Genomic DNA, 26133 nt, shown 5'->3' with positions numbered 1-26133 from the left:
CGGAGTCGAACCGAGGTCCACGGATTTGCAATCCGCTGCATAGCCACTCTGCCAAGGCGCCTCAATACCCTTTAAGGCTCTCGCTGATTTCTCTGCGTTCCTCTTGGGTACGGGATGCATTCTACGGATTCGAACTTGTTCGTCAACACTATTTTTAATTTTTTAAATCGTTTGTCTAATTTACAGCCAAAACGAACAAAAATCGTTATTTCTCATCACTCAATGATGCTAGTAACACTGAATTACCCCACAAACCTAGGCAACAGATCGTTCCATATCGAGGTAACATCGACCTTTCAAACTAGGATTATGCGCCTATCACTCATATCGCAAAGATTAATCTTCATTTTGTGAGCTTAACTGAATCGACGTTGAATATGAAAAAGCCCATCGGTGATGGGCTTTTTCATTAATGATGCTGTTTATCGAGCAAATCGTCTTTGGCCGCTAACAAATATTGCGCCATCGACCAGTAGGTTAATACGGTCGCGGCATACAATGCCACGTAGCCTAACCAAATCATCCAGTCATCGTAACGCCAAATGAGTACCCACAGTGCAAACATCTGACTAACGGTCTTGACTTTACCAACCCATGAAACAGCCACACTCGCGCGTTTGCCAATCTCAGCCATCCACTCACGCAGTGCAGAGATAATAATTTCTCGCGCTATCATGGTCACGGCGGGGATCGTTATCCAGATAGAATGGAAATGCTCAGTAATCAAAATCAGTGCCGTGGCTACTAACACTTTATCAGCGACTGGGTCAATAAACGCACCAAAGCGAGAAGTTTGCCCCAACTTCCTCGCCAACATGCCATCTAGCCAATCGGTAAAACCCGCGACCCAAAACACCATCGCGGCGGCGAAAGGAGACCAGCTGTAAGGTAGATAAAACACAACGACAAAAACTGGTATCAAGAATAGTCGCAACAAAGATAATATGTTGGGGATGTTTAAACGCATATTTTTTAAGGCTCTTTTGTTTGCGTATGGCTCGGTTGACTGCTTCCAAGCAGCGTCTTATGGTGCGGGATTTTTACTATTGTTTCAATGCTTGATAGATGTTTTCTGCCAAAGATTGACTGATTCCAGGTACTTTGGCGATTTCTTCAACACTCGCCCGCTTGAGCTCTTGTAGACCGCCCATATATTTAAGCAGTGTTTGACGACGTTTTGGCCCAACACCTTCAATACCTTCTAGTGCACTGGTTCTACGGGTTTTCCCGCGCTTGGCTCTGTGACCTGCAATCGCGTGATTGTGGCTTTCATCACGAATATGCTGCATAAGATGCAGGGCTGGCGCGTCACTGGGTAAGTTGAACTCATCCCCTTGTAGGGTAATCAATGTTTCCAAGCCTGGCTTACGTGTCACGCCTTTAGCGATACCAATCAAGACTGGGCGTTTTGGCCAGTCATTCCAGTAACGCGCGATAATCTCATGGGCGCGATTAAGCTGCCCTTTACCACCATCAATGAAAACGATGTCTGGGATTTTTTCAACATCTAACTGTTTTGAATAACGTCGCTCAAGCACCTGCCCCATTGCGGCGTAGTCATCCCCTCCGGTAATACCTGAGATATTGTAGCGACGATATTCTTGTTTAACCGGGCCTTCTTGATTAAACACTACACATGACGCAATCGTGCTCTCGCCCATGGTGTGTGAGATATCAAAACACTCCATACGTAGAATACTTTCTAAACCCAACAGTTGTCGAAGCTCTTTAAAACGCTGAGAAATGGTCATCTTGTGATTAATCTTGGTCGTGATGGCGGTCAGTGCATTGGTATTGGCCAACTTAAGATATCGCCCACGAGTCGCCGTTGGATTGACCTGAAATGTGACTCGGCGCCCTGCGATCTCAGACAACGCATCAGCTATAGGCTGCGTTTCATCGGTCAATTCTTGGTTTAAAATAATCCGAGTCGGAATCGTGCGCGCTTCGTTATGGCTCAAATAATACTGACTAAGGAAGCTATAAAACACTTCTTGCGATGTAGTATTACTCGGAATTTTAGGAAAATGACTACGACTCCCCAGCACTTTGCCCTGCCGTATCATCAGAATATGAATACACGCAATACCGTTCTCCTGAGCAAAACCGAGTACATCCATATCGTCCATCGAGTCTTCCGAGACAAACTGTTGCTCTTGAATACGGCGAATCGCGTGAATTTGATCGCGAAATTTGGCTGCTTGTTCAAAGTGCAGGTGTTGACTTGCCTGCTCCATCTTTTCGACCAGCGAAGCCAGCACTTGTTTGTCTTTACCTTGTAAAAACAGCCGTACATAACCCACCAACTCATCATAGTCGAAATCGGAAATAATCGTACTAACACAGGGGGCTGCACAACGGCCAATTTGGTACATCAAACAAGGACGGGTCCGGTTACTATAAACCGTATCTTCACACTGCCTTACTGGAAATATTTTCTGAATAAGGTGAAGCGTTTCACGCACAGCACCAGAATCAGGGTAAGGACCAAAGTACTCTCCCTTGCGCCTTTTCGCCCCTCGATGCATCGATAGTCTGGGGTGTTTGTGAGCGCTGATAAAGATATACGGGTATGATTTATCATCACGTAACAGCACATTGTACTTGGGTAAGTACTGTTTTATGTAGTTATGCTCTAAGATCAAAGCTTCTGTCTCGGTGTGCGTCACCGTGACATCAATTTTGGTAATATTGCTGACTAAGGCTCGCGTCTTCTCGCCGTCAACTTTGGCGCGAAAGTAACTCGAAAGACGCTTTTTTAGATCTTTAGCTTTACCGACATAGATCACCACAGCATCGGCGTTATACATACGATAAACGCCGGGCTGATTAGTGACGCTTCTTAAAAAAGAAACAGAATCAAATTGAGGCATGGTTATAAGTTTAATTACAAGATCATCTTTAAAGCGTTTCGGTATCTATCATGCCATGACGAATTGCAAGATGAGTCAGTTCTACATCACCACTAATATCGAGTTTGTTAAACAAACGATAACGATAACTGTTGACCGTCTTAGGGCTAAGACTAAGCTGCTCGGAGATGTCTGTCACCTTCTGACCTCTCGTAATCATCAACATAATTTGTAGTTCACGCTCGGACAGTTCAGCAAATGGATTGTCCGATGCCGAAGAGAATTGGCTTAAGGCCATCTGTTGGGCTATCTCGGGAGAGATATAGCGTTGTCCACTATTAACCAAACGAATAGCATTCACCATTTCATCTGGACCTGCGCCTTTAGTCAAATAGCCTGCGGCACCAGCTTGCATAACTTTGGTCGGAAATGGGTTTTCCGTATGAACCGTTAACACGATAATTTTAACATCTGGATTAAAACGCAGAATTTTCTTGGTCGCCTCTAAGCCACCAATACCTGGCATATTCATATCCATTAAAATGACATCTACGTGATGATTACGACACCATTTTACTGCTTCTTCACCGCTGTCAGCTTCCCCTGCTACGTTCATTCCACGGACGTCTTCAATAATACGTCGTATCCCTGTGCGAACCAGCTCGTGATCATCTACAAGGAAAACATTTATCAAACTTGTATCTCCACACTTTTTCATTCGCTCTGTACCCACAAATGTGGTCTACAGCATAGCTGCCTAGTATATCTATAATTTAAAATCGAGTTCATGTGAATATGTGCTGAAACGCAAACTTTAGCAAGCACTTCTTAGCAAAACTGCTGCCTGATACCATATTGATATATTAATCAATAGCTTAGACTAAGGTGGAAAAAGATTTTACTTTTCAGGTCGCGACACGTTATTCATAAGCGATGTCTTGAAAATGTCATCAATTTCTATTATACCTATTTCTGTGTAAATGAAAGATGTTGCACTTAAACGCCATCTAATTGGTGAAATATAATGCAAAAAGGATAGGTTATGAAAAAGCTCCTCGCAGTGGCAGCTCTTGCTACAACTCTACCGTTATCAACGGTAGCAATGGCTGACTCAGATATCGGTTGTGGACTCGGTACAATGATCTTTGACGGACAATCAGGCAAAGTGTTTAAAGTTCTAGGCGCAACAACCAACGGAACATCAGGCAACCAAACTTTTGGTATCACTTTTGGCACGCTTGGTTGTGATGGCAATGGCACCATCTCTTCATCTCAAAAGTTGGCACTCTTTATCGATGGCAATATGGATAATCTTGCTCGTGACATCGCAAAAGGCGAAGGTGAGACTCTGGCGACACTGTCAGAAGTTTGGGGAATTAATGAAGCAGACAAATCTGCTTTCAATACACTCGCTCAACAAAACTTCGCTGAAGTATTTCAGTCTGAGAATGTGACTTCAAACGAAGTGTTCACTAATCTAAACACATTAGTCGCAAACGACTCTGCATTAACGGCTTACGCAATTTAAGCCGCTGTAACGTAATGAAAAAGGTGTTCATGTGAACACCTTTTGTTTGATCTAATCACGTTTGAAAAGTTAAGCGCTTTATTAGGGTCTGTTGACCTTTCGAGCTAATTTTTGCGGCACGTTGTTGGAAATTGATACAAGACATCGGCTTTGACGTGTGGTTACTCTACATAAAAAGCCGATAACGCAGTAGAAATGAACCACAAAGGCTGCCCGAAGGGTTCGGCTAGAATTGTTTTATACTTTGTTAAGCCGTATTGACTAAGAATAACTAGGCGACATACTTCTTGCCGCGCCTAAAACGATTCTATCTCGAACAAAAGTTAACCGCGAAAGATAAACAGACCCTAGTCATAACGTTAGATTTAGAGTCTTTAACTATTCTTATGGATTGAATGCCTGCCCCAATGACGTTTTCCTCTTTTTACCGTACTTTCCTAGTCAGTGTGTTGACGATACCTTCAGCCTACGCCGAAACTAATTTCGATATAGATTCACTTGCCAAGGATCCTTATTGGTTAAAGCTTGGCCATTATTTACCATCGCCCATATTTGGTTCTAAGAGCCGTGTCGACACAGACCACTTTTTTTTATCGCCAAATGGTAAAACCTCACCCAAAGCAGAACTGACGGCGACCATTTCAGCCTTGTATAACCAAGACCATGAATTAGCAATGACAACGCAGTGCCAATATCCGGCAAGATTTACCTGGCTAGAGCAGCAGCAAGGGCGAACCGCCGAACTCGATTGTCCACAATTAGAAACCTGGCGTGATGTCCTCGATCCTGCAGGTATGACGTTGGTCTTTCCTACGGCATTTATGAACAATCCGTCATCTATGTTTGGTCATACTTTACTGCGCGTGGATGCAAAAGACCAAACTCGGCATAAGGAGCTCGTTGCCTTTGCAATTAATTTTGCCGCAGAGCCACAAACTAACGACAATGCTGCGCTGTTCGCATTAAAAGGATTAATGGGCAGTTACCCTGGTCGCTTTACTGTAATGCCTTACTATCGAAAAGTACGAGAATATAATGACATCGAGTCAAGAGATATATGGGAGTACAAACTAAATTTGACCGAGCAAGAGGTCAATCGTGTCTTGCTCCATTTATGGGAAATGCAACGCGCTGAGTTTGATTATTACTTTGTTGATGAAAACTGCTCTTACCAACTACTGGCATTGTTGGAATTAGCAAGAGATGATTTATCATTAATTGCAGACTTTCCTTTACACGCTATCCCATCCGATACCGTTGAAACCTTGGCAAATCATGGTTTACTCGACCAACCTCGCTATCGAGCTGCATTTGGTACCCGTTTACTTCACCAATCGGATAACATGGATACTCGCTTGTTTGAAGCTGCGAAGTTAGCCAAGCAAGGTAAATACCCATCTGCTGAACAATACAGCGACAAAGAACGTGCCGCTATTTTTGAATTCGCCTACGAGTGGCTCAACTATGAGTTATATGACCAAGGTTTAGAGCGTGATCCTACGGCTAAACAGCTCACTGACCTTCTGTATCAGCGCAGCAAAATTCGGGTAGAGTCCCCTTTCCCTCCCGTCGTAAAACCTGACATTTCGCCAGAACAAGGCCACGCTTCCGCAAGAGTGGGGGTTAGCTATCAATACAACAATCAGTTCTCAAATAAGGCAACACTTGAATGGCGCGCTGCCTATCACGATTTACTCGACTCTCAAGCTGGATTTATCCCAGGCGCGCAGATTAGCTTCTTAGATACCCAATTCAGTTTTGATCAACACGGCAGCAGTCGACTGGATAGGCTTTACTTGTTCGATGCTATGGCACTCGCCCCTTCAAATCGAGTTTTCGACAGTTGGGCATGGAATATTCGTACTGGTTATGATCGCAAACCGGACCAATATAAACTGGCAAGTCGTTGGTTTGGGCAAGGAGGATTTGGTAAAGCATGGGGTGATCCACGCGACCTGCATGCGTACAGTTTATTATCCGCAGAACTCAGCGGTGGAGCACTGACAGACTATGATGCCGTTCCTGGAGCAGGCATAGAAACAGGTGTGCTGTATCAGCTTGGTGACTCACATAGACTAGCCCTTCAAGGCCAATATTTAAGCCTTTTTAACACTGCGGCGAAACAAAATGCTGTCGCAACAGCAAGTTGGCACTGGGCAATCAACAGAAACTTCGCTATTCGCAGCCAGTTCTCCTACACACATTGGCTCGATGAAGAGGTCAGTGGCAAAATCACAGGATATTTATACTACTAGTCAGCAATATGTTAGACTCAAAAAGCGAAACACTGTGTTAGAGTTTCGCTTTTATTTTACAGTAACTAAATGAAAATTGACCAAGGCTTCTTACTTACTCGTCAAGCACGTGATGTTTCCGCCACCACTCAAATTGATTTATGGCTTATCACTGAGCAAGGGCCAACTCAACTGATCATTGAGGGAGAAAAACCGGTTTTTTTCATCGCACAAAGTGCCAAGACGCAAGCTCAGTCCATCGCTCAACAGCAAGGTATTGCTGCCACCTTTGTGGCACTCGAACTAAAAGACTTTGACGCAACGCCATTGACGGCGTGTTATACGACCTCAATTAGACAATCTCAATCGTTAAGCCAGCAACTCAAACAACACAATATTGTCGTTCTTGAAGATAACATTCGCTTGGCTGATCGCTTTTTGATGGAGCGTTTCATTAAGGGAAGCCTTGAGTTTACTGGCAACAAGCAAAATCATTCTGGCTATACGCGAATCACCCAGCCTAAATGCCGTAGTGGCGATTTCACCCCACAACTCAACGTTGTTTCGCTCGATATAGAGTGCTCAGAGAAAGGCGTGCTTTACTCGATTGGTCTCGATAGTCCAATGGACAGCCGCGTGATCATGATTGGTAGCCCACAACACGTCGACGATACTCCTGTCCAATGGGTCACCGATGAGAAAGCTCTCTTGCTGGCTCTCGTGGACTGGTTTTCTCAATTTGATCCAGATGTCATCATTGGCTGGAACGTCATTGATTTTGATTTCCGATTACTGCATAAACGTGCTGAGTGGAACCAAATCAAGCTGGCAATTGGCCGAGCAAAGCAAAACAGCTTCTTCCGTGCCTCGCAAACCACTCAGCAAGCATTTATCACCATCCCTGGTCGAGTGGTCATGGATGGTATCGATACGTTAAAAACGGCGACTTATCATTTTCGTAGTTGGTCTCTGGAGTCCGTCTCTCAGCATTTACTCGGGGAAGGAAAACAAATTCATAACGTACATGACCGCATGGACGAAATTAATCGTATGTATCGTCACGACAAGCCTGCACTAGCGAAATATAATCTGCAGGACTGCATATTGGTCAATCGAATTTTTGATCATACCCACTTACTCGAATTTGCTATCCAACGTTCTAAGCTTACCGGCGTCGAGCTCGATCGTATTGGCGGCTCAGTCGCCGCGTTCACTAACTTGTACTTACCACAGATTCATCGCGCAGGTTACGTTGCCCCTAACCTAGAACCAGAAAACTGGATAGCGAGCCCCGGCGGTTATGTAATGGATTCGATCCCGAATTTGTATGACTCCGTGTTAGTGCTCGATTTTAAAAGTCTTTACCCCTCAATCATTCGCAGTTTTTTAATTGATCCTATGGGCCTTATTGAAGGACTACAGCTAGAAGTTGGAAAAAAAGAGAACCAAGCAGTACCTGGCTTTCGTGGCGGTCAGTTCCATCGCCATCACCATTTCTTACCGCAGATGATCGAAAACTTATGGGCGGCAAGAGATGTGGCGAAGAACAACAACGAGAAGGCTTTCTCCCAAGCGATAAAGATCATCATGAATTCCTTTTATGGTGTGTTAGGCTCATCCGGCTGCCGTTTCTTTGATACACGTTTGGCATCGAGTATCACGATGCGAGGTCACGAAATCATGAAACAAACCAAGCAACTTATCGAGCAGCGCGGTTACCAAGTGATTTACGGCGACACTGATTCAACCTTTGTTTCTCTTGGCGGCGAATACTCACAACAACAAGCTGACGCGGTTGGCAATGAATTGGTCGACTATATCAACCATTGGTGGACGACTCATTTAGCCGACACGTACAGCCTTAAGTCGATATTAGAGATCGAGTATGAAACGCACTATAAGAAATTTTTAATGCCGACCATACGGGGCCAAGAGACGGGGTCAAAAAAACGTTATGCCGGCCTTATTGGTGAAGGCGCATCTGAACGGATCGTGTTTAAGGGCCTCGAAAGCGCTCGCACCGACTGGACACCGCTAGCGCAAGAGTTTCAACAAAAGCTCTATTCGATGATATTTCACGATCAAAACCCAAGTGATTATGTTCGCGAATTTGTTGAGCGGACAAAAACCGGCGAATTTGATCACAAGCTCATCTATCAAAAACGCTTACGTCGACGATTACATGAATATCAAAAGAACGTTCCACCGCAAGTGCGCGCCGCGCGTATGGCCGATGAAATCAATGCACAACTTGGACGACCACTACAATACCAAAATAAAGGACGCATTGAGTATGTCATCACGATCTCTGGACCAGAGCCGAGTAAATATCAAAAAAGTGCTATCAACTATCAGCATTACATCGACAAACAACTCAAACCCGTTGCCGAAGCGATCTTACCCTTTATCGGTATAGACTTTACAACCTTAACTGAACCACAACTCGGGCTGTTCTAATCCCCGGTATAAATTAAACACAAAATGAATATTAGCCGATTCTAAATTCTGTTTTTTTATATTGCTTAACTAACCAGTCACCAAATCCATCCAAAATTCCTATCACCGAGCGTTTGGCGACTAGCCGCCCTGACAACAAAATGACTAATCGGTCCACTTCGACTTTTTTGTCGGGGTAGTAGCGCAAAAAGACTTGGCCGCACTCGATAGGGTTTTCAAACCAACGTTTATCTTTGTACATCACTAGAGAATAACTGGCTCTGAGAAGCTTTTTAGCGATGATTTTTTGCGCTCTAATCTGATCTTCAGGCTTATCTGCTCGAGCAATTCGATTGCGATACACCGCGACCCAATCTTCCACATCCATATTCCATTGTTTAGCAATCTCCCAACTCGGCTCATAATCACCAAAACACTCAGAAAGATCTTCGCCATAGATACAAACCGCACAGTGGCGCAGTTGAAACCCCCATGAAAAAATACTGTCGAGACTCGCGACTTCACTGACCAAGGCTGTTTTGAAACTAACTTCGGTGACAAAAGGATACGCTTTTTGAAAACGCCAACGAATCGAGTTGAACAAGGTGGTTTTTATTTCGCTGAAATTACCTTGAGTTACCACGATCACATCTAGGTTCGATTGACCAGGTTGAGCCGTTTTACGCGCGACGCTGCCATACAAATATAAACTGTGTAGATTATCCCCTAACCCACTCACCATAAAGCTCACCAAGGCGTCAATCACTGGTTGGTACTGAGGTTGAAAGGCTTCGTTGGTGTCGATGGTGGATAGATGCATTTGATTGTTAAAAAATTAATCGGGAATACGTGCTTTTATGTTCGCTCAGCGCGATAGATCAATCAAGATATTCCTTCCGTTATTGTCTCGATATATACTACTCAGACTAACTCACATACGAAGGAAATTGTTCATGCCAAAGGCGAGTGAACTGAAAAAAGGTTTTGCGATTGAATCAAACGGCAAAACGCTACTAATCAAAGATATTGAAGTGACGACTCCTGGTGGCCGTGGCGGAGCAAAAATCTATAAGCTTCGTTGCACTGATTTAACAACTGGTGCGCGCGTTGATGAACGTTACAAATCTGACGATGTGGTCGACACCGTGGATATGTTTAAACGTGCATCAGCTTTCTCTTACGTTGATGGTGACGAATACATCTTTATGGATAATGAAGATTTCACACAATACACCTTCAAGCAAGATGAGATTTCCGACGATTTAATGTTCATAACGGAAGAGATTCAAGGCCTTCACATTATCTTGGTTGACGGCAAGGCTGTCGGTCTTGAGTTGCCTGCTTCTGTAGAGCTAGTGATTGAAGAGACGGATCCTTCGATTAAAGGGGCTTCAGCCTCTGCTCGTACCAAGCCTGCGCGTTTTGCAACGGGCCTGACTGTACAAGTTCCTGAGTATATTGCCACTGGTGATCGTGTCATTATCAATACCACAGAACGTAAATACATGAGCCGAGCATAAAGATGGCGGAATTGATCTCTTACGACGAAGCCATTGATATCGCTTACGATATCTTCTTGGAGATGGCACCGGACAACCTAGACCCTGCTGATGTTATTCTTTTCACCGCGCAGTTCGAAGAGCGTGGCGCTGCAGAGTTAGTCGAAACTGGTGATGATTGGCAACAACATGTGGGCTTCGAGGTCAACAAAGAGACCTATGCTGAAGTTCGTGTTGGCTTGGTCAACGAACAAGATGATGTCTTGGATGATGTTTTTGCACGCCTTCTGATTAGCCGCGACCCAGAGAATAAATTCTGCCACGCACTTTGGAAGCGTGATTAACCGTCAGAGTGCTAAATAGCAAAACGCCCCGCAATAGTTGGGGCGTTTAAATATCTCGCTGATTTACCCGTAAAGATAAACAGATGAACCATTTCGGTTAAGATACGTTAATCATTAATCTCAATATTCTCAACGCGAGCTTTCAATTTCTGACCTGGGCGAAAGGTCACAACGCGACGAGCGCTGATTGGAATGTCTTCACCGGTTTTGGGATTTCGACCTGGGCGTTCGTTTTTATCACGAAGGTCAAAGTTACCAAAACCAGACAGTTTTACCTGTTCGCCACTTTCTAGTGCTTTACGAATTTCTTCGAAAAACGCCTCAACCGTATCCTTGGCATCCCGTTTACTGTAACCAAGCTTTTCAAACAGGTTTTCAGCCAAATCGGCCTTTGTGAGCGCCATAAAACTTTCCTCAAAGCTGTGTTAAACATTGTCACCTCAAGGCGACACCCTAACTTTCGCTAAGCCAATCAACGACATATCGGCTTTACTTTGGAAAGTGTATGACAAGCTTATGATTTTCGCCAACTTTTTTATACAATGAGCACTATTTCATTATAAAAACAATAGGATAGCTCACCATGAAAACAGGATTTTAAGCGACTAATACAATAATGAAGCTTAAAAACCAGAGTTTTAGATTGCTAATGACAAAATGGTCGATACATTCCTCCAAAGAACAGTGATTATGCGAATAAGGCCTTGATGTGGAATAGAAAACTCAACTTACGCCTGACAACCCAATCACCATACAAAAAGTCTAAAGAATAGAAAATAGCCGGAGAAACTTCACTACTTCAATCTACCTACTAAAACTATCCTAGCCTCAAGTAAAAACTGAAAATGACGAAAATATGTGCATCACATCACTGATATAAATATTGACCTTATCAAAGTGATTTTTTTATAGAAATAGAGTTGCATAAAAACGGTTCTCCATGAATACTAACCAACTAAATTATAAAAACTTACTAACAACAGATGTATGGCTAGATTCAATAATTCAACCTCAGCTGAATATGAGGTCAAGGACGAGCAGTATGTTCTATTCGAGCAAATTGAAACCCTTTTTGGTGTAGACAGTAACCACTTTTTCAAACACGTGTTGAATGAACGTCTGTCTCAAGTTTGTGTGAAAAACACCTCACTTCGCTTTAAAAACATCGCAACACAACTGAAATCCCCTCATTATCTCGCCTGTGTTGACGACCCGTTAGTAACTGTACCTAGTCAATGGCACCACTTGGAAATAAGCGCTTTAAAGCTGTTCGACGATTGGGCACAAGCTTGGTGTGCTTTCAATATATGGCTAATTAAGAAGAAATATCAACAACAGCCTAACGCTTTACGGCTAAACGACACACCTGATTTTAGCCAAAATGAAGAGGATTACGTTGACGGCGTCATTGAAGAAATAGAGAACCATACAAACCTATATTATACTCTTCACTGTCAATACGCTCTGCAATTGCCTGATGCAGCGATGCTCATTAATCTCAGTACTTTTGTTTGGGAACAACATTGGTATGAGATGCTTTACGAAATAGACGTGTCTGCACGCGGGACTCATTTTGTACTTACACAAATCATTGGCAGCCTTCCATTGCCTGTGATTGTTTCAACCGCCAAAGTAAATCAGAACACTGACGCAAATAATTGGCTCTATTTCTCACCGTTCTTTCAAACCAATTGCTGGCGACTCATTAATCAAGATAGTGTAAAAAAGCGATTAATTGAGCTTAACCTCTTGTCTTCAGCAGCTTGTATACAGGATACTTCCTCTGTCAATTATGAAAATACTTTGTGGCAAAATATTATTGACCATGAAAAGTGCTGTGAGATCATCAGACTCACCGTCAGTGGCAAACAAAATCACAAAATATTCTACCTGTATTTATCGCAAAAAAGACTGATGGCGCAACTACAAACTCGCGGCTTCCAGATCGCTTTCGTTGTTATTGAACAACCACTTATGGTGCATTACTATCACAGCATACAAGAGTGTGCTTACTTACCATTAAGCTATAGCGAAACATCAGATTCAGGTTATTCAGCCTATAAAGGCCTTTGGTTTATCGACCAACTGAACAAAGCGCTATCTGAATGTAATTACCGAAGTTATAAAACAGGGGCAATTAATCAACTGAAGCGACATAGACAACATAGACAAGAGCTTAATTATGCTTAGTTACCTCGCGGAACAACTATTTTATCCTAAAGCAATCGTCTTGATCATAACCGCAATACTTGTCTTTGTCTGGGCGGGATACTTCTGCACGGCGTTGGCCAAAAAACAGGGGATTAATAGCTTACAGCAATACCGACATTATATTGCTTACACCTTAGGACTCTCTATTTGGATATTGAGTAATGCCTATTTCCATACTGGACTACTTGTTGAGTGGGGGGCAGAGGTCGGCGCAAAAATGGCGCTTGTGGCCAACTTGTCTGCACTGCTCGCGTTTAGCTCTGCGTATTATTTTTCTGTTAAGTTGAAAAGTCATTACACAAATAAACGTTCAAGTTTTTGGCAACACGCTATCGCCGGATCAACCATACTCTTCTGTGTCGCGATTAATTTTGTTCCTGATCTTATGATCCAAGGTGTAGTCATTAATGGCCCAAGTCAATTCACATTGGAATTTGGTGAATACACAAGGCCTTTTTTTATCGGACTCACGATATTGTTCGGTATGACTTTCATTAACCTTCTCTCAATTAAACAAAGTAGTAACCGCATTAGACGTACTCGAATCAACTACATGATTCTTGGAATGACCATTTTCATGGCGTCCACAGCCGTCATCCAGATGGGCTTTACCTACTTCTTCAATAATTTTTCGCTGACATGGTTACCGCCAGCTTTGTCGGTAAGCGAAATGCTGTTTATGGGTTATGCGATTTTAGCATCTCGCTTTTATAGCTTAAGGTACCTATGCCTTATTTCTCTGTCTCTGCTGATAACCGCCGCGGCTTATACCCTTGCTGTCGGACTGTTTGTCCCACTAAATTATATCAATACGACCGCGATAGTACTGACTATCATGGCGATTGGTATGTCTTGGCCCCATACATCCAAAATGGTCAGAACATGCCTAAGCTGTGCTCTATATGGATCAAGGGTATCTCCAACAGAAAAAATTGCTCAATTGGAAGATGAGTTCCAAAAATCCCCCAGCAAGGCCATCGAGTCTCTTGCAACGTACTTAGGGGTACCCAGTGATAAACTAAAGCTATTGGACGACTATCAAGGGGCGAACATATATCGCTCTTACTTTGAAAGCCACAGAACACCACTCGTTATTGACGAGCTAGAAGACGCCATCGAGCAAACGAGTAACCAAGAACTTTCTACTTTGCATAAAAACATGAACCAAATGGAATCTGCCTTAGTTCTGCCGATCTATGAAGGAAAGAACAAGTTATCTCATGTATTGGTTTCTAGTCACAAACAAGGCGGAGTTAACTTCTCATTCGAAGAACTCAAAGCCATGGAACGCGTACTCGAAAAGGTGCAGGTTCACATCAACTACGAGAGAAAAGTTCGCCAATCACAGGCATTGGCCAATTCGATCGCTCATGAGATGAGAAACCCTCTCGCGCAAGTTCAATTTGAATTTGAATCACTTCACCAAAAGCTGCTATCACCAAATAGCGCCGACAACTTGCTGCAGCACGTCAGTAAAGGCAAACAGGCCGTTAAACGTGGCCGCCAGCTGATTGATATTATTCTGCGAGAAGTAAATAGTTCATCTCTCGACCAAGAGCCGTCAGAAGCGACATCGATTGCTCACGCAATTAATCACGCGATCAATCAGTATGGTTTCGATAATGATGATGATCTTAAGCGTATATCCATATTGACTGAACAAGACTTCGTGGTGAAAATCAATGACACCCTATTCAACTTCGTTCTGTTTAACTTACTGCGTAACGCCATTTACTATTTTGATTCCTATCCAAACAGTAAAATAGAAATTTATACACAAAAAGGCCAGTACGAAAATCATGTTGTGTTCCGTGATTCAGGCCCAGGCATTCCTGAAAGCCTATTAAATCGAATATTCGATGATTTTTTCAGTCACAACAAAAGCGGTGGTAGTGGTTTAGGTTTAGGCTATTGCCAACGTGTTATGCATGCCTTTGGTGGCTCTATCAGTTGCGAGTCCGAGCCTAACAAGTATACCGAATTTACTTTGACGTTCCCTGCAACCAATATGACCTTGGACCAAGTCGCCCCGTTTGAACCCATCACTAATTCAACGTCAGTAAAGCGCACATCCATTAGACCGACTCCAGTGGTAGCGCAGCAAACAAGAGCAAACTTAGCCTCATCGCCGATCATATTGGTGGTTGATGATAAAGAGATTCAACGCGCTCTGGTTAAGCTCTATCTGGGGCAACTGGGCTATAGTGTAATATTGGCTAACAATGGTAAAGTGGCGATTGAAATCATTCATAACAACCCTATTGATCTCGTCTTTATGGATATCCAAATGCCTGTAATGGATGGTTTTGAAGCCGCAAGTATCATCAAACAAAACTACCCAACTATTCCTATTATCGCACTTTCTGGAGAATCAGCCGCGAGAGATATTCAAAGAATGAGCGAACTTATGGATGGGCGGTTGAGCAAACCAACCACCAAGCAAGCTTTGAATTCAATACTCGACTCAATCTTCACGCTAGAAGCTGATTAAAGTCAAAATCGTGGCATTTTGGGCCTCATTTTGCCACTAAAATTAAGAGTGTCGCCGAAAGAAAGCGTCCCCTGGAAAACTCTTTCTTTCGCAAAACATTGTATTTTAGATATTAAAAATAAAAGCCAGTTAAATGTCACAACGTCATTGTTAGAATGGCATCAAATATGCTGGTCATAACTATCAAACATTAGCGGCAAACTAACATATGGCCGCGGCATAAGAGGTACGTTATGGAAGTTCAACGCCACACCTATTACCGACTTATCCATCACGGTATTAAAAGCTTACTCGTCGAACGTGTCGGTCATTTCACTGAATTGGACTACCATCAATATCTAAATGGTATGACGGGAAAATCAAGCTGTTTTTCGATGAGCGACGAAGAGTTACAATTCACAATAGATAGCTTACGCGATGAAGGTTACCTAGAAGATTACCAGCGTATATTGAACTTTTCATCCAACTAACACGCCATTTAATATCAGTATGCCCTTTGTCAATACTTATGTTTTGGTTAGACTGAGGGCTGCTTTCATCAGATTGGCCTTACCCATGAAACAACTGCTCGACTTTATACCATTAATTATATTTTTCATATTATACAAAATACACGGTATCTATGCCGCGACTGGTGCCCTTATCGTTGCAACGACAATTCAACTCATCATCACGTATTGGATTTATAAAAAAGTCGAAAAAATGCAATTAGTTACTTTTATGATGGTAGCAATTTTTGGTGGCATGACCTTGTTCCTACACGACGATAACTTCATTAAATGGAAAGTGACCATCATTTATCTGGTCTTTGCTTTCGGTCTGGCTATCAGTCACCTGCTTGATAAATCTGTCTTTAAAAACATGCTTGGTAAAGAGTTAACCCTACCCGATTTCGTTTGGACCAAAGTAACCTGGGCTTGGGTTGTCTTCTTCACTCTATGTGCAGGGCTCAACGTCTATGTCGCTTTCGAACTTCCTCTTGATGTTTGGGTAAATTTCAAAGTATTTGGCTTACTTAGTGCGACCTTCGGTTGGACACTGGTCACAGGCGTGTATATCTACCAACATATGCCTAAGCAGGACAACGAGGCTAGTTCTAGCGATTAAACTCACTTTTTTGCTACAATCTCATTTTTTTAGCGGCCAACTTAGTCGCTGTATTCCTATCGCGGATGTCAATATGAACCAAGAAAAGCAAACCCCCAAAGGACAACTACTTCTACGAACCCTCGCCATGCCCGCAGATACCAATGCTAATGGCGATATTTTTGGTGGGTGGATCATGTCACAACTCGATCTCGCTGGTGGCATTCTGGCTAAAGAAATATCATCAGGCCGAATCGTGACTGTCTCTGTTTCAAGCATCACGTTTAAAAAACCTGTACGTGTTGGCGATGTGGTATGTTGTTACGGAGAATGTACTAAAATTGGTCGCACCTCGATGAGCATTGATCTCGAAGTGTGGGTAAAACCTGTCAAAGAAAACGGGCTAGAAGATCGTTATATGGTTTGCGATGCGACATTTAATTATGTCGCGATCGATAGCAAAGGTAGACCAAGGCCAATCTTGTAAGCTATACAACGATATTAATCTTTATCGTTCAACACTTTTAAAAAGCGCCGATTAGGTAAAGTAATCATAAAATCATTAGTATAAGGAAGTCAGTTATGTGGTACGTCATCTTTTCACAAGACGTAGAAAACTCTCTTGAAAAGCGTCTTAGTGTGCGCTCAGCTCATTTAGCTCGTTTGCAAAATCTGCAAAATGAAGGTCGCTTATTAACTGCGGGGCCTATGCCAGCTATTGATTCCGACACCCCTGGGGAAGCCGGTTTTACTGGATCAACGGTAATCGCCGAATTTGATTCACTGAAGCAAGCACAAGCATGGGCCGATGCAGACCCTTATATTGAAGCAGGTGTTTATCAAAGTGTTATCGTAAAACCATTTAAGAAAGTATTCTAATGATCACTTCCTCAGTCAAAACATCAGTACTATTAGCCATACTCGTCGCTCTTCTCACAGGGTGTTCATCGGCCGAGAGGGAGAAACAGCGTCACCTTGCAATGGTTGCAGAGAATCGTGCCAGTTTTCTCGCTTCAGAATTACCGATTGAAGCGGGACCACTATCCATCCTCAGAGCAACGGCTAAGCAAACCACGATCGAAATTATGATGGTATATAATCAGGAAGCTAAAGGGGCGAAACCAATCGCTCAAGTACTTAAAACAAGTATTCGTACTTACTGCGACAATCCTGAAACTAAGGAGAACCTTGATGTGGGTTTAAGTTATCGAATCAAGATACGTAATAGCCGCGGTCAACTGATGGCCGATGAGCACATTACGTCTCAACGATGTAGCCAACTTAATCAGTAATGAGAATTGGAGCCATTACAGCCATCAAGTGTTAATCCACGATACTGGCATAGCTTGTTCCTACCCTACTTACTAAGCCATAATGTCGACATGTAACTGCAAATAAAGAAAGCCTCTTATTTATAACTAGGGCCTGCTGACCTTTCGAGCTGATTTTTGCAGCACGTTGTGGGAAATTGATACAAGGCATCGGCTTTGACGTGTGGTTACTCTACATAAAAAGCCGATAACGCAGTAGAAATGAACTATAAAGGCTGCCCGAAAGGTTCGGCTAGAATCGTTTTATGCTTTGTTAAGCCGTATTGACTTAGCATACTAGGCTACATACTTCTTGCCGCGCCTAAAACGATTCTATCTCGAACAAAATTTAACCACGAAAGATAAACAGACCTTAGGCTTTATTACAAATCATTCTATGAATTTTTTATTGCACGGAGTCGCTCACGCCAACATCACAATTACCATTAAATCAAAACGATAGATTTCAAACTATTTTTACTGTGAATTTTTGTCACTGTGTTTTATGTCAAAACGCTCATTTTTCACTCAAAGCATATTGACGCCTGCCGGTTCAACTCCTAATTTTTCATATTATTGTCACAACTAGGAGGATCACTGCATGAAACGCGCAAGCAACTCGTACCGTCTACAAATGATTAAAGAAGTCGCCACTCACCAACAACGGCTCAAAGGCACGGATCAGATGGCGAGTTATATTCAACACCTTCTCGATGATCAACGGCACGATGCTAAAACCAACGAGTTTAATCACCGATTTTCTGGTTGTCACTTTGATGAACACGCTGGTGGTTGGGTCAGTGACCATTGGGGGCTTAAATAAGTTGATTAAAATCTATCGCGCTGAGAGGTTCTTGCTCAAGACGATACAGAATCTCTCTACGTTGATGCTCTGGTAGTTGATACCACTGATAACGCTCCTCTCTTGATCGACCGCAGCCAATACACATCCCCGAGCGATTCGTTTGACATACCCCAATGCAAGGGGTATCGCATGAACTTGGTATCGTCATAGTAAACCTACCAATAGAGTACACGACAGTTAAGCTATAGCTAATAGAGAGAAAAGTGTAAACCTTCTGATTTTAAAAAAGATCTTGTTGTGGGTTATCATCAAGGTTAGATGGTATGTTTTCAACACGCTGTTGTTTTATTTTACGTAAGTAGCGTTGTCGACAGAGTTTAATCACATGCAGTTGCTGTGTTGGGGTCATTGTTAGCCAGGTAAAGCGCTCTTCCCTTTTGCGCATGCAACCCTGACAATAACCTTTATCATCAACGCTGCAGACGCCAACACAGGGGCTAGGGACGGTGAAAAACTCTAATTGTTCCAAACAATTTCTCACTATAGGTTGAGGCGATAAAAACACTCTACGTCATATATAACTTCATGTTTATCAATAGGTTTTAATATGTGACCGAGACCAAACTATGACTTGGTATTGACAAAAATACACTTATATTCACTATACTGCTGTCACTGCGCCATCCATAGTGGTGTGTTTATCAATTTATTGGAGTTGACAATATGAAGCTTAGCCCAAAAATATTACTTGCCGCAATTAGCCTCCCTTGGGTTGTTACTGCGTGTACCTCGAACGGTGACAACACCCCTCAAATTACGGCACAGGACCTCCAACATCATAATTGGAAGCTAGTAAGTATTAATGGTAACCCGATTAAACCAACAGAAAATCAGACTGCGCCACGCTTAGAGATTGGCGAAAAAATGACCGCCAATGGCAATGCAGGTTGTAATAACTTCTTCGGTCAAGCGGAACTGAATGAAAATAAATTTCGCATCGAAAAAATGGGCATGACAATGAAGATGTGCGTCGGCGATCTGATGGATGTTGAGCAAGCTTTTTCACAAACACTGTCTAACTGGAGTGATATGTCACTGACCAAGGATAGCATGGTGCTTAAAAACGACATCCATACACTGACTTTTAAACTTAGCGACTGGAAAAACTGATCGTTATAAATCTCGTTTTGAAGCAGCCCAAGTGGCTGCTTTTTTGTATTCGTTCATCTCTGTGCAAACATCTCTACAACATTCCTCTCAAATCTATAATAAATCACTCTTTTTTAAGTCATAATGAATAGATAACTAAACTACCCCGGTCTAGTAACCTAACCGATATAAATAACTCAACTAACAGGGACGATTATGATAAGGCTAATCACGTTACTCTCCTCCGTTGCACTCTCCTTCTCTGCCATAGCAACAGAGAATTGGCAGCAAACGCTTAACGAAGCCAAAGGGCAAACTGTCTACTTTCACGCATGGGGAGGTAGTCAAGAAATCAATCGTTACATTCAATGGGCTGGTCAAGAGATTAAAGCCAACTATGGCGTTGAACTTAAACATGTAAAAGTCACCGATATCGCCGAAACAACCACTCGCTTAATTGCCGAAAAAGCCGCAGGAAAAAATCGCGGTGGTAGCGTTGATATGGTTTGGATTAATGGTGAAAACTTTAAATCAATGAAGGATAACCAACTATTGTTTGGCCCTTTCGTTGCAAACCTGCCTAGCTGGCAATATGTCGATAAATCATTACCTGTAGACGTCGATTTCACCGAGCCGACTCAAGGGCTAGAAGCACCATGGGGAGTAGGACAGTTAGTATTTATTCACGATAAGTTATCGCTCAATAACCCACCACGTTCGTTTTCTGAAATGCTCAGCTATGCCAAGGCGTACCCAAACCGTCTAAGCTACCCACGGCCTCCTGAGTTTCATGGCACCAGTTTTCTCAAAGCGCTCCTCATTGAACTAACGGACTATGACCAAGCACTTTCAGAACCCGTTGACCCCGAGCGCTTCCAACACGTGACGGAGCCTTTGTGGAACTACCTTAATCAGTTTCATACTGTCGCATGGCGTGGCGGTAAGCAGTTTCCAGCCGGTACATCAGAGTCAATACAACTGCTCGATGATGGTCAAATTGATCTCGCGCTCACTTTTAACCCTAACTCCGTCTACTCCGCACAAGCAAACGGAACACTGGCACCGAGCACTCAAGTCTACGCTATGGAACAAGGAGCATTGTCGAATATTCACTTCCTTGCCATACCATGGAATACCAACGCTGCCGCTGGTGCTCAAGTCGCGATTAACTTTTTACTCGGTCCTGAAGCCCAGTCACGTAAAGGTGACCTCAATATTTGGGGAGACCCATCAGTATTGAGTCGTCAATACTTAACGGGTTCGGCGAAAGAGACGCAGCAATTTAAGTCAATTGACGAACCGCACCCAAGCTGGCAAGCCGCTCTTGAGAAAGAGTGGTTGAAACGCTACGGAAGCTAGCCCATACCATGTTAAGAACGTTGTATTGGATTCTTATCGCCGTCTGCATCCTTCCGACCATCCCGGGATTACTCGGGGTGGTTGTCTCTGCGCTGGGTTACATTCCCCCGGTTGGCTTAAACCAATTCTCTTTTGACGGTTTTTATGCCGTATTCGATTGGCAAGGGGTAGAAAAGTCCATTGCTATAACAATATATACCACCCTAGTGAGTTGCTACCTTGCTTGTATGATCACATTCGCTGTCTTACAGGCGACTTGGCACAGCAAGTTTTGGCGCAAAGTAGAAGTGAGCTTGGCACCACTTCTCGCCATGCCACACGTCGCGTTTGCTATTGGATTTGCGTTTCTGTTTGCCCCTACAGGCATGGGGATTCGAACCCTTAGCCAATTGTTCGATTATGACCCAAATACTCAATCCGTTGAGCAGTTAGCATGGCTAGTGAAAGATCCCATTGGCGTTGGTTTGATCGTTATGCTCGCACTCAAGGAAGTGCCATTTTTGCTATTGATGAGTATTCCTATCTTAAACCAGTTAAATGTTGATAAATATGAGAAGCTGAGTCACTCATTGGGTTACAATAACACTCAAACTTGGTGGAAATGCATTTTCCCTCAATGGTTGGCTAAACTACGCTTCCCCCTCTTTGCTGTGATTGCTTATAGCCTCTCGGTAGTAGACGTTGCGTTAATTATTGGGCCAACAAATCCACCTACCTTTGCCGTTCTCGTTTGGCAGTGGTTTAACGATCCAGACCTCTCACTGCTGCCCCGTGCTGCCTCCGGCGCTGTGGTTTTGTTTCTGATAGCCTCAATATTGATTGGTTTTACTCGCTCGGTGGAGTGGTTTATAACCAAAAGATGGCGAAGTTGGCAAATCTCTGGTCGTGGCGGGATCGCCTTACCAGGCAAGAGTCTATTTAGTATCATTACGTTATTAACGTTACTCATGGCCCCGCTATTAATTATGTGGAGCTTTGCCCAACGTTGGCGTTTTCCAGATTTACTCCCAAGCCAATACAGTTTACGCTTTTGGCAATACGAATGGCTCAGTGTCGCAAGTACCGTACAGCAAAGCATGCTGATCGCGATGATGAGTGCCAGCATCGCGTTAATACTCGGACTGGTTGCTCATGAATACCACCTTCGTCACCGTTGGCGTATACCCAGCTATGTCATTGCTATCCCCATGTTAATTCCACAACTATCGGTTTTGTTTGGTATGCAAGTCGCGACCTTGTATGTCAGTAGTGGCAACTATTTATTTTGGGTTATTTGGTCGCATGTTTTCTTTGCCTTCCCATTTGTCTATTTATCGCTTGATGGGCCATGGCGAAGTTTTGATAATGGCTTAACTCGCGTGGCTTTAAGTTTGGGTAAATCTCCACTTCAAGTCTGGTTTAACATCAAATTACCACTGCTACTCCCTGCCGTTGCCTTTGCGTGGGTGGTTGGTATCAGTGTTAGTTTGGCACAATACCTCCCGACCCTAATGTTGGGCGCAGGACGCATCAGCACCATTACAACCGAAGCGGTTGCGTTATCAAGCGGTTTTGATCGACGTGTTACCGCCATTTACGCTCTGTGGCAAGCGTTGTTGCCTCTGCTGTTTTTCTCATTTGCGATTTTGCTTAGCCGTTTACAGGCCAAATATCGCCGATTGTCTATAAAAGGTTTACTGTCCAATGAGTCTGTGTCTCGAAAACCTCACCATTCATAAAATCAATGGTGACCCATTATTCCCTGCATTGAATATCACAGTGCCACCAGGAGAAATTGTGACCTTAATGGGGCCAAGTGGGTGCGGAAAATCAACCCTATTGGATACGATTGCAGGTCATCTGAGTGCGGAATTTCGCTATTCGGGCGCAATCACACTACACGACATCAAGCTAGATAGTGTTCCAGCACACAAACGTGAAGTAGGAATACTGTTTCAAGACGATTTACTTTTTCCACATTTATCGGTTTGGGAAAATCTCGCATTCGCTTTACCAGACTCAGTGAAAGGCGCCGAACGACAACAGCGGGCAACACAAGCACTCAACAACATTAATTTAACCAAGCTTGCTTACTCGTACCCCGAACAAATTTCAGGTGGCCAACGTGCGCGAATTGCATTAACACGCATGCTACTGGCAGAACCAAAGCTAGCTTTACTTGATGAGCCATACAGTAAATTGGACAAAGATCTCAGGGTTCAATTTCGAACTTGGGTCGTAGAACAGCTCAAACAAGCCAATATCCCAACGTTAATGGTTACTCACGATGAAACCGATGTTGCTTATGGTAGTCGCTGCTTAACGTGGCCATGGGAGAATAGCCATGCTTGATAGAGTGAGTGTTAAACTAATTCGTGCTCCCCTTGCTGTGAGTGCTAAAGGACTCAACCGTTTAGGAGCTACCGCCAACCAAACCACGCTGTTTGGTTTTGCACTCGGGGTATGCGCTTTTCCAGCCGTGGTCACGGAACACTATCTCGTCGCTTTGTTGTTTATCGTCTTAAACAGAATCTGTGATGGGCTGGATGGCGCTCTGGCCCGCATTCAAGGCATCACCGACGCAGGCGGATTTCTCGATATTTGCCTCGATTTCCTATTTTACTCTCTGATCCCGTTTGGTTTTGCTTTAGCTAATCCAGAGCAGAATGCGCTCGCGAGCGCGTTTTTAATTTTCTCTTTTATTGGCACAGGTTGTAGTTTCCTCGCGTTTGCAGTGATGGCAGGTAAACGCGGCATTGAAAACCCTGTGTATAAAAACAAGTCACTTTATTACATGAGCGGTCTGACAGAAGGGACTGAAACCATTGGTTGTTTTGTTTTTTTCTGCCTATTTCCACACCACTTTGCCCTCATCGCCTATCTGTTTGGCGCCGCGTGCTGGTTTACCACCTTCACCCGCATCTACTCAGGGTTTTATACTCTCAACCGTTAACACGGCAATATTTTCATTGTTTATTCTTTTACATGGGATGATGGCCGCTAGGGATAGTACTCAGTTAAGACCAAGCAAAATGATCAGAAAAACAGAAAGCGCCCTGAGGCGCTTTAATCATTTGAAACGCAACACCTTTAGCGCCGCTTCGTTGTCAATATCTGCAAACTCTGGCGGATTGTCTAAGCGTTCGACAAAACTCAGTTGAGGCGCTTCTTGTTGCATACTCTCAATCAAAAAGTCACTCGTCACCTGAGGCGAATTCACACATGCGATCACTTCCCCACCATCGCAAAGCAACTCAGGAAGGCGGCGCAGTATCCGTTTGTAATCCTTAGTTAAAGCGAAACTGCCTTTTTGAAACGAGGGTGGATCGATGATGATTAAATCATACGGCCCTAAACGCTTGATTTTGCCCCATGAACAGAAAATATCGTAAGCCAAAAACTTCACTTGGTTGAGGTTATGCTGGTTTAAATGATGATTGTCACGCCCTTTACTCAACGATGATCGCGCCATATCGACGTTGACGACCTGATCCGCACCACCGTCAATGGCGGCAACCGAAAAACCGCACGTGTAAGCAAATAGGTTCAAAACATTTTTTTGGCTCGCATTGACTTTGACCCAATCGCGTCCAAAGCGCATATCAAGAAACAAACCGAAGTTTTGATTACGACCAATATCAAGCTGGTACTTAAGCCCTGACTCTTCGACGACCGGACGATTGTCAAGCTCACCCCAGATAATTTCGGAGGGCGCACCTTGTGCATATCGGTGTTGTACAACAATCGCACGACCCTTTTTTTCCTGCCATAGACTGGATTGAGTCAGCAGATCAAGACCTTGTTTCAGCGCGGTAACGAATGTCTCGTCAACGCCTTTAAAGACACTGACGATTAATTGGCCTTGAATCCAATCACAGGTCAATTGCTCTAATCCTGCAAATCGGCGGCCACGGCCATGAAACAGACGGCGCACCTCATTAGGCGCAATGGCGAGTTGCTGAGTCAACTGTTGGAAAAAAAGTGGTAATTGTGACGCTTGCATTGCGTAGTCTGCGTCTATTTGTTTATCGTCGGCCATGATAACTCCCATGGTTTAAGCCAGGTTTCAATGCCCTGACTGGTAATTTCTTGATGCCATTTTTCGCCCAAATCAGCATAGTTGCGAGGATCGCAAACAAAACAGTACTCTTGTTGCTGATATTGAAAACGCAGCACGAAGGCGTGTAGGTAACCACGATCGGCAATATTTGACGGGTTGTAAGTCGGATCGCCTACAATCGCAGAGCCCACCGACTTCAGCGCAACTCGTATTTGATGAGTCTTGCCAGTATGGGGCTTGCATAAAAAAAGCCTCTCTCCCGGCTCGGATGCCAAAGAGAAAAACTGTGTCACAGCAGGATTGTCATGAGTGTTGATAAGCTTCCAAGCAGAGCGGCGAGAGCGTTGCATATCGCCACTCACTAGCCCTTGCTTTTTCTTTGGTTTTTTACTGCCGATCGCCAGATAAAATTTGGCGACCTGCCGCTTGGCAAACTGCTCGCTCAATTCTCGCGCTGCTTTGTTATTGCGACCAAGTAACACAATTCCCGAGGTCATTTTATCTAAGCGATGAATCAAATAAAGCTGCTGATCGCCGCTCTCTTTGGCGACTTCCTGCAGCAACATCGTTTCGCCATTATCTTTGTGTACTGAAACATTAGGATGTTTATTAATGACCAAAAAATCGTGGTGAATGTATAAAATATCAAACATTGGCATGGCTCCGTTTCGGAGGCAAGAGTATACCGTTTCTCACGCTGAAAACCAGTTCACGCTGAGGGCAACTCAGCAAAATAAATCTTACTCGCCCCCATAAAAAAGCCTCCAACGAAGGAGGCTTTCGGTAACAT

General features: G+C 43.6%; 27 protein-coding genes. 18 read left to right on the top strand and 9 right to left on the bottom strand.

Annotation, left to right across the window (positions count from 1 at the left end; all coding sequences use genetic code 11):
• Positions 1-409: 409 nt before the first annotated feature.
• From pgsA to uvrY, 3 genes are all read right to left on the bottom strand, one after another.
• Positions 410-967 (bottom strand): CDP-diacylglycerol--glycerol-3-phosphate 3-phosphatidyltransferase, encoded by a 558-nt coding sequence (gene pgsA / locus CDZ87_RS08125; protein ID WP_100753089.1) that lies wholly within the window; start codon positions 965-967, stop codon positions 410-412.
• A gap of 76 nt (positions 968-1043) precedes the next feature.
• Positions 1044-2873 (bottom strand): excinuclease ABC subunit UvrC, encoded by a 1830-nt coding sequence (gene uvrC / locus CDZ87_RS08120; protein WP_100753088.1) that lies wholly within the window; start codon positions 2871-2873, stop codon positions 1044-1046.
• Positions 2874-2901: 28 nt separating this feature from the next.
• Positions 2902-3546 carry a UvrY/SirA/GacA family response regulator transcription factor gene (gene uvrY, locus CDZ87_RS08115; RefSeq protein ID WP_100753091.1) on the bottom strand — a complete coding sequence of 215 codons (645 nt, stop codon included), beginning with the start codon at positions 3544-3546 and terminating at the stop codon, positions 2902-2904.
• Positions 3547-3894: 348 nt separating this feature from the next.
• Between uvrY and CDZ87_RS08110 the strand changes: the two genes are divergently transcribed.
• The 3 genes from CDZ87_RS08110 to CDZ87_RS08100 all read left to right on the top strand — a co-directional run bounded on the left by CDZ87_RS08110 (position 3895) and on the right by CDZ87_RS08100 (position 9071).
• Positions 3895-4380 carry a DUF3015 domain-containing protein gene (locus CDZ87_RS08110; protein WP_100753087.1) on the top strand — a complete coding sequence of 162 codons (486 nt, stop codon included), beginning with the start codon at positions 3895-3897 and terminating at the stop codon, positions 4378-4380.
• Positions 4381-4775: 395 nt separating this feature from the next.
• Entirely contained in the window at positions 4776-6635 is a 1860-nt protein-coding gene (locus CDZ87_RS08105) for an Lnb N-terminal periplasmic domain-containing protein (protein WP_100753086.1), read from the top strand.
• A 69-nt stretch (positions 6636-6704) separates the two neighbouring features.
• Positions 6705-9071, top strand: a complete 2367-nt coding sequence (locus CDZ87_RS08100) for a DNA polymerase II (RefSeq protein WP_100753085.1) — start codon at positions 6705-6707, stop codon at positions 9069-9071.
• Between the two features lie 31 nt (positions 9072-9102).
• Here the strand turns inward: CDZ87_RS08100 and CDZ87_RS08095 are convergent, their stop codons facing one another.
• Positions 9103-9870 carry a nucleotidyltransferase domain-containing protein gene (locus tag CDZ87_RS08095; RefSeq protein WP_100753084.1) on the bottom strand — a complete coding sequence of 256 codons (768 nt, stop codon included), beginning with the start codon at positions 9868-9870 and terminating at the stop codon, positions 9103-9105.
• 133 nt (positions 9871-10003) lie between these two features.
• On the opposite strand from CDZ87_RS08095, the gene yeiP reads away from it, so the two are divergent.
• Together yeiP and CDZ87_RS08085 are read left to right on the top strand one after the other, a co-directional pair.
• Complete coding sequence (gene yeiP, locus CDZ87_RS08090) at positions 10004-10570, top strand: elongation factor P-like protein YeiP (protein WP_100753083.1); 567 nt, start codon at positions 10004-10006, stop codon at positions 10568-10570.
• A gap of 2 nt (positions 10571-10572) precedes the next feature.
• A complete protein-coding gene (locus CDZ87_RS08085) occupies positions 10573-10893 on the top strand; it encodes an HI1450 family dsDNA-mimic protein (protein ID WP_100753082.1) in 321 nt (106 codons plus the stop codon).
• 107 nt (positions 10894-11000) lie between these two features.
• On the opposite strand, the gene ihfA is transcribed toward CDZ87_RS08085, so the two are convergent.
• Complete coding sequence (gene ihfA, locus CDZ87_RS08080) at positions 11001-11297, bottom strand: integration host factor subunit alpha (protein ID WP_038174442.1); 297 nt, start codon at positions 11295-11297, stop codon at positions 11001-11003.
• 583 nt (positions 11298-11880) lie between these two features.
• On the opposite strand from ihfA, the gene CDZ87_RS08075 reads away from it, so the two are divergent.
• The 8 genes from CDZ87_RS08075 (at position 11881) to CDZ87_RS08035 (ending at position 18814) form a co-directional block, all read left to right on the top strand.
• Entirely contained in the window at positions 11881-13083 is a 1203-nt protein-coding gene (locus tag CDZ87_RS08075) for an acyl-homoserine-lactone synthase (protein ID WP_100753081.1), read from the top strand.
• Positions 13076-15595 carry a hybrid sensor histidine kinase/response regulator gene (locus tag CDZ87_RS08070; protein ID WP_100753080.1) on the top strand — a complete coding sequence of 840 codons (2520 nt, stop codon included), beginning with the start codon at positions 13076-13078 and terminating at the stop codon, positions 15593-15595. Before CDZ87_RS08075 ends, CDZ87_RS08070 begins: the two co-directional genes overlap by 8 nt.
• A 233-nt stretch (positions 15596-15828) precedes the next feature.
• Positions 15829-16065: a hypothetical protein gene (locus CDZ87_RS08065; RefSeq protein ID WP_100753079.1), complete on the top strand. Its 237-nt coding sequence runs from the start codon at positions 15829-15831 to the stop codon at positions 16063-16065.
• A gap of 85 nt (positions 16066-16150) precedes the next feature.
• Complete coding sequence (locus tag CDZ87_RS08060; protein WP_100753078.1) at positions 16151-16702, top strand: septation protein A; 552 nt, start codon at positions 16151-16153, stop codon at positions 16700-16702.
• 73 nt (positions 16703-16775) lie between these two features.
• Positions 16776-17168: an acyl-CoA thioester hydrolase YciA gene (gene yciA / locus CDZ87_RS08055; RefSeq protein ID WP_100753077.1), complete on the top strand. Its 393-nt coding sequence runs from the start codon at positions 16776-16778 to the stop codon at positions 17166-17168.
• Between the two features lie 95 nt (positions 17169-17263).
• Positions 17264-17560, top strand: coding sequence for a YciI family protein (locus CDZ87_RS08050; protein ID WP_100753076.1), 297 nt, complete (start codon positions 17264-17266; stop codon positions 17558-17560).
• Positions 17560-17973, top strand: a complete 414-nt coding sequence (locus CDZ87_RS08045) for a GspS/AspS pilotin family protein (protein ID WP_100753075.1) — start codon at positions 17560-17562, stop codon at positions 17971-17973. Before CDZ87_RS08050 ends, CDZ87_RS08045 begins: the two co-directional genes overlap by 1 nt.
• 619 nt (positions 17974-18592) lie before the next feature.
• Positions 18593-18814, top strand: a complete 222-nt coding sequence (locus CDZ87_RS08035; protein WP_100753074.1) for a hypothetical protein — start codon at positions 18593-18595, stop codon at positions 18812-18814.
• Here CDZ87_RS08035 and CDZ87_RS08030 read toward each other — a convergent pair.
• Together CDZ87_RS08030 and CDZ87_RS08025 are read right to left on the bottom strand one after the other, a co-directional pair.
• On the bottom strand, positions 18807-19004 hold the full coding sequence (locus tag CDZ87_RS08030) for a DUF1289 domain-containing protein (protein ID WP_100753073.1): 198 nt from the start codon (positions 19002-19004) through the stop codon (positions 18807-18809). The two genes, CDZ87_RS08035 and CDZ87_RS08030, sit on opposite strands and share 8 nt — an antisense overlap.
• 72 nt (positions 19005-19076) lie before the next feature.
• Positions 19077-19325 carry a DUF1289 domain-containing protein gene (locus CDZ87_RS08025; RefSeq protein ID WP_100753072.1) on the bottom strand — a complete coding sequence of 83 codons (249 nt, stop codon included), beginning with the start codon at positions 19323-19325 and terminating at the stop codon, positions 19077-19079.
• Between the two features lie 194 nt (positions 19326-19519).
• Between CDZ87_RS08025 and CDZ87_RS08020 the strand changes: the two genes are divergently transcribed.
• The 5 genes from CDZ87_RS08020 (at position 19520) to CDZ87_RS08000 (ending at position 24236) form a co-directional block, all read left to right on the top strand.
• Entirely contained in the window at positions 19520-19966 is a 447-nt protein-coding gene (locus CDZ87_RS08020; protein WP_100753071.1) for an META domain-containing protein, read from the top strand.
• A gap of 195 nt (positions 19967-20161) precedes the next feature.
• Positions 20162-21304: an ABC transporter substrate-binding protein gene (locus CDZ87_RS08015; protein WP_172953564.1), complete on the top strand. Its 1143-nt coding sequence runs from the start codon at positions 20162-20164 to the stop codon at positions 21302-21304.
• Positions 21305-21312: 8 nt separating this feature from the next.
• A complete protein-coding gene (locus CDZ87_RS08010) occupies positions 21313-23022 on the top strand; it encodes an ABC transporter permease (RefSeq protein ID WP_100753069.1) in 1710 nt (569 codons plus the stop codon).
• Entirely contained in the window at positions 22988-23635 is a 648-nt protein-coding gene (locus CDZ87_RS08005) for an ATP-binding cassette domain-containing protein (RefSeq protein ID WP_100753068.1), read from the top strand. Before CDZ87_RS08010 ends, CDZ87_RS08005 begins: the two co-directional genes overlap by 35 nt.
• Positions 23628-24236: a CDP-alcohol phosphatidyltransferase family protein gene (locus CDZ87_RS08000; RefSeq protein ID WP_100753067.1), complete on the top strand. Its 609-nt coding sequence runs from the start codon at positions 23628-23630 to the stop codon at positions 24234-24236. The genes CDZ87_RS08005 and CDZ87_RS08000 overlap by 8 nt, the downstream gene beginning before the upstream one ends.
• Positions 24237-24353: 117 nt before the next feature.
• Here the strand turns inward: CDZ87_RS08000 and CDZ87_RS07995 are convergent, their stop codons facing one another.
• Both CDZ87_RS07995 and CDZ87_RS07990 read right to left on the bottom strand, forming a co-directional pair.
• Positions 24354-25286, bottom strand: a complete 933-nt coding sequence (locus CDZ87_RS07995) for a class I SAM-dependent methyltransferase (RefSeq protein ID WP_100753066.1) — start codon at positions 25284-25286, stop codon at positions 24354-24356.
• Between the two features lie 14 nt (positions 25287-25300).
• Positions 25301-25996: a TIGR01621 family pseudouridine synthase gene (locus tag CDZ87_RS07990; RefSeq protein ID WP_100753065.1), complete on the bottom strand. Its 696-nt coding sequence runs from the start codon at positions 25994-25996 to the stop codon at positions 25301-25303.
• Between the last annotated feature and the right edge of the window lie 137 nt (positions 25997-26133).

The sequence above is a fragment of the Vibrio salilacus genome (assembly GCF_002811245.1).
Classification (GTDB): Bacteria; Pseudomonadota; Gammaproteobacteria; order Enterobacterales; family Vibrionaceae; genus Vibrio; species Vibrio salilacus.
This window is presented reverse-complemented; position numbering and strand designations above follow the sequence as displayed.

What these genes read in the sequence shown, in the direction of transcription:
- pgsA (WP_100753089.1), bottom strand. Translation starts at nt 967, where the DNA reads ATGCGTTTAAACATCCCCAACATATTATCTTTGTTGCGACTATTCTTG.
- uvrC (WP_100753088.1), bottom strand. Translation starts at nt 2,873, where the DNA reads ATGCCTCAATTTGATTCTGTTTCTTTTTTAAGAAGCGTCACTAATCAG.
- CDZ87_RS08110 (WP_100753087.1), top strand. Translation starts at nt 3,895, where the DNA reads ATGAAAAAGCTCCTCGCAGTGGCAGCTCTTGCTACAACTCTACCGTTA.
- CDZ87_RS08105 (WP_100753086.1), top strand. Translation starts at nt 4,776, where the DNA reads ATGCCTGCCCCAATGACGTTTTCCTCTTTTTACCGTACTTTCCTAGTC.
- CDZ87_RS08100 (WP_100753085.1), top strand. Translation starts at nt 6,705, where the DNA reads ATGAAAATTGACCAAGGCTTCTTACTTACTCGTCAAGCACGTGATGTT.
- CDZ87_RS08095 (WP_100753084.1), bottom strand. Translation starts at nt 9,870, where the DNA reads ATGCATCTATCCACCATCGACACCAACGAAGCCTTTCAACCTCAGTAC.
- yeiP (WP_100753083.1), top strand. Translation starts at nt 10,004, where the DNA reads ATGCCAAAGGCGAGTGAACTGAAAAAAGGTTTTGCGATTGAATCAAAC.
- CDZ87_RS08085 (WP_100753082.1), top strand. Translation starts at nt 10,573, where the DNA reads ATGGCGGAATTGATCTCTTACGACGAAGCCATTGATATCGCTTACGAT.
- ihfA (WP_038174442.1), bottom strand. Translation starts at nt 11,297, where the DNA reads ATGGCGCTCACAAAGGCCGATTTGGCTGAAAACCTGTTTGAAAAGCTT.
- CDZ87_RS08075 (WP_100753081.1), top strand. Translation starts at nt 11,881, where the DNA reads ATGGCTAGATTCAATAATTCAACCTCAGCTGAATATGAGGTCAAGGAC.
- CDZ87_RS08070 (WP_100753080.1), top strand. Translation starts at nt 13,076, where the DNA reads ATGCTTAGTTACCTCGCGGAACAACTATTTTATCCTAAAGCAATCGTC.
- CDZ87_RS08065 (WP_100753079.1), top strand. Translation starts at nt 15,829, where the DNA reads ATGGAAGTTCAACGCCACACCTATTACCGACTTATCCATCACGGTATT.
- CDZ87_RS08060 (WP_100753078.1), top strand. Translation starts at nt 16,151, where the DNA reads ATGAAACAACTGCTCGACTTTATACCATTAATTATATTTTTCATATTA.
- yciA (WP_100753077.1), top strand. Translation starts at nt 16,776, where the DNA reads ATGAACCAAGAAAAGCAAACCCCCAAAGGACAACTACTTCTACGAACC.
- CDZ87_RS08050 (WP_100753076.1), top strand. Translation starts at nt 17,264, where the DNA reads ATGTGGTACGTCATCTTTTCACAAGACGTAGAAAACTCTCTTGAAAAG.
- CDZ87_RS08045 (WP_100753075.1), top strand. Translation starts at nt 17,560, where the DNA reads ATGATCACTTCCTCAGTCAAAACATCAGTACTATTAGCCATACTCGTC.
- CDZ87_RS08035 (WP_100753074.1), top strand. Translation starts at nt 18,593, where the DNA reads ATGAAACGCGCAAGCAACTCGTACCGTCTACAAATGATTAAAGAAGTC.
- CDZ87_RS08030 (WP_100753073.1), bottom strand. Translation starts at nt 19,004, where the DNA reads ATGACGATACCAAGTTCATGCGATACCCCTTGCATTGGGGTATGTCAA.
- CDZ87_RS08020 (WP_100753071.1), top strand. Translation starts at nt 19,520, where the DNA reads ATGAAGCTTAGCCCAAAAATATTACTTGCCGCAATTAGCCTCCCTTGG.
- CDZ87_RS08015 (WP_172953564.1), top strand. Translation starts at nt 20,162, where the DNA reads ATGATAAGGCTAATCACGTTACTCTCCTCCGTTGCACTCTCCTTCTCT.
- CDZ87_RS08010 (WP_100753069.1), top strand. Translation starts at nt 21,313, where the DNA reads ATGTTAAGAACGTTGTATTGGATTCTTATCGCCGTCTGCATCCTTCCG.
- CDZ87_RS08005 (WP_100753068.1), top strand. Translation starts at nt 22,988, where the DNA reads ATGAGTCTGTGTCTCGAAAACCTCACCATTCATAAAATCAATGGTGAC.
- CDZ87_RS08000 (WP_100753067.1), top strand. Translation starts at nt 23,628, where the DNA reads ATGCTTGATAGAGTGAGTGTTAAACTAATTCGTGCTCCCCTTGCTGTG.
- CDZ87_RS07995 (WP_100753066.1), bottom strand. Translation starts at nt 25,286, where the DNA reads ATGCAAGCGTCACAATTACCACTTTTTTTCCAACAGTTGACTCAGCAA.
- CDZ87_RS07990 (WP_100753065.1), bottom strand. Translation starts at nt 25,996, where the DNA reads ATGTTTGATATTTTATACATTCACCACGATTTTTTGGTCATTAATAAA.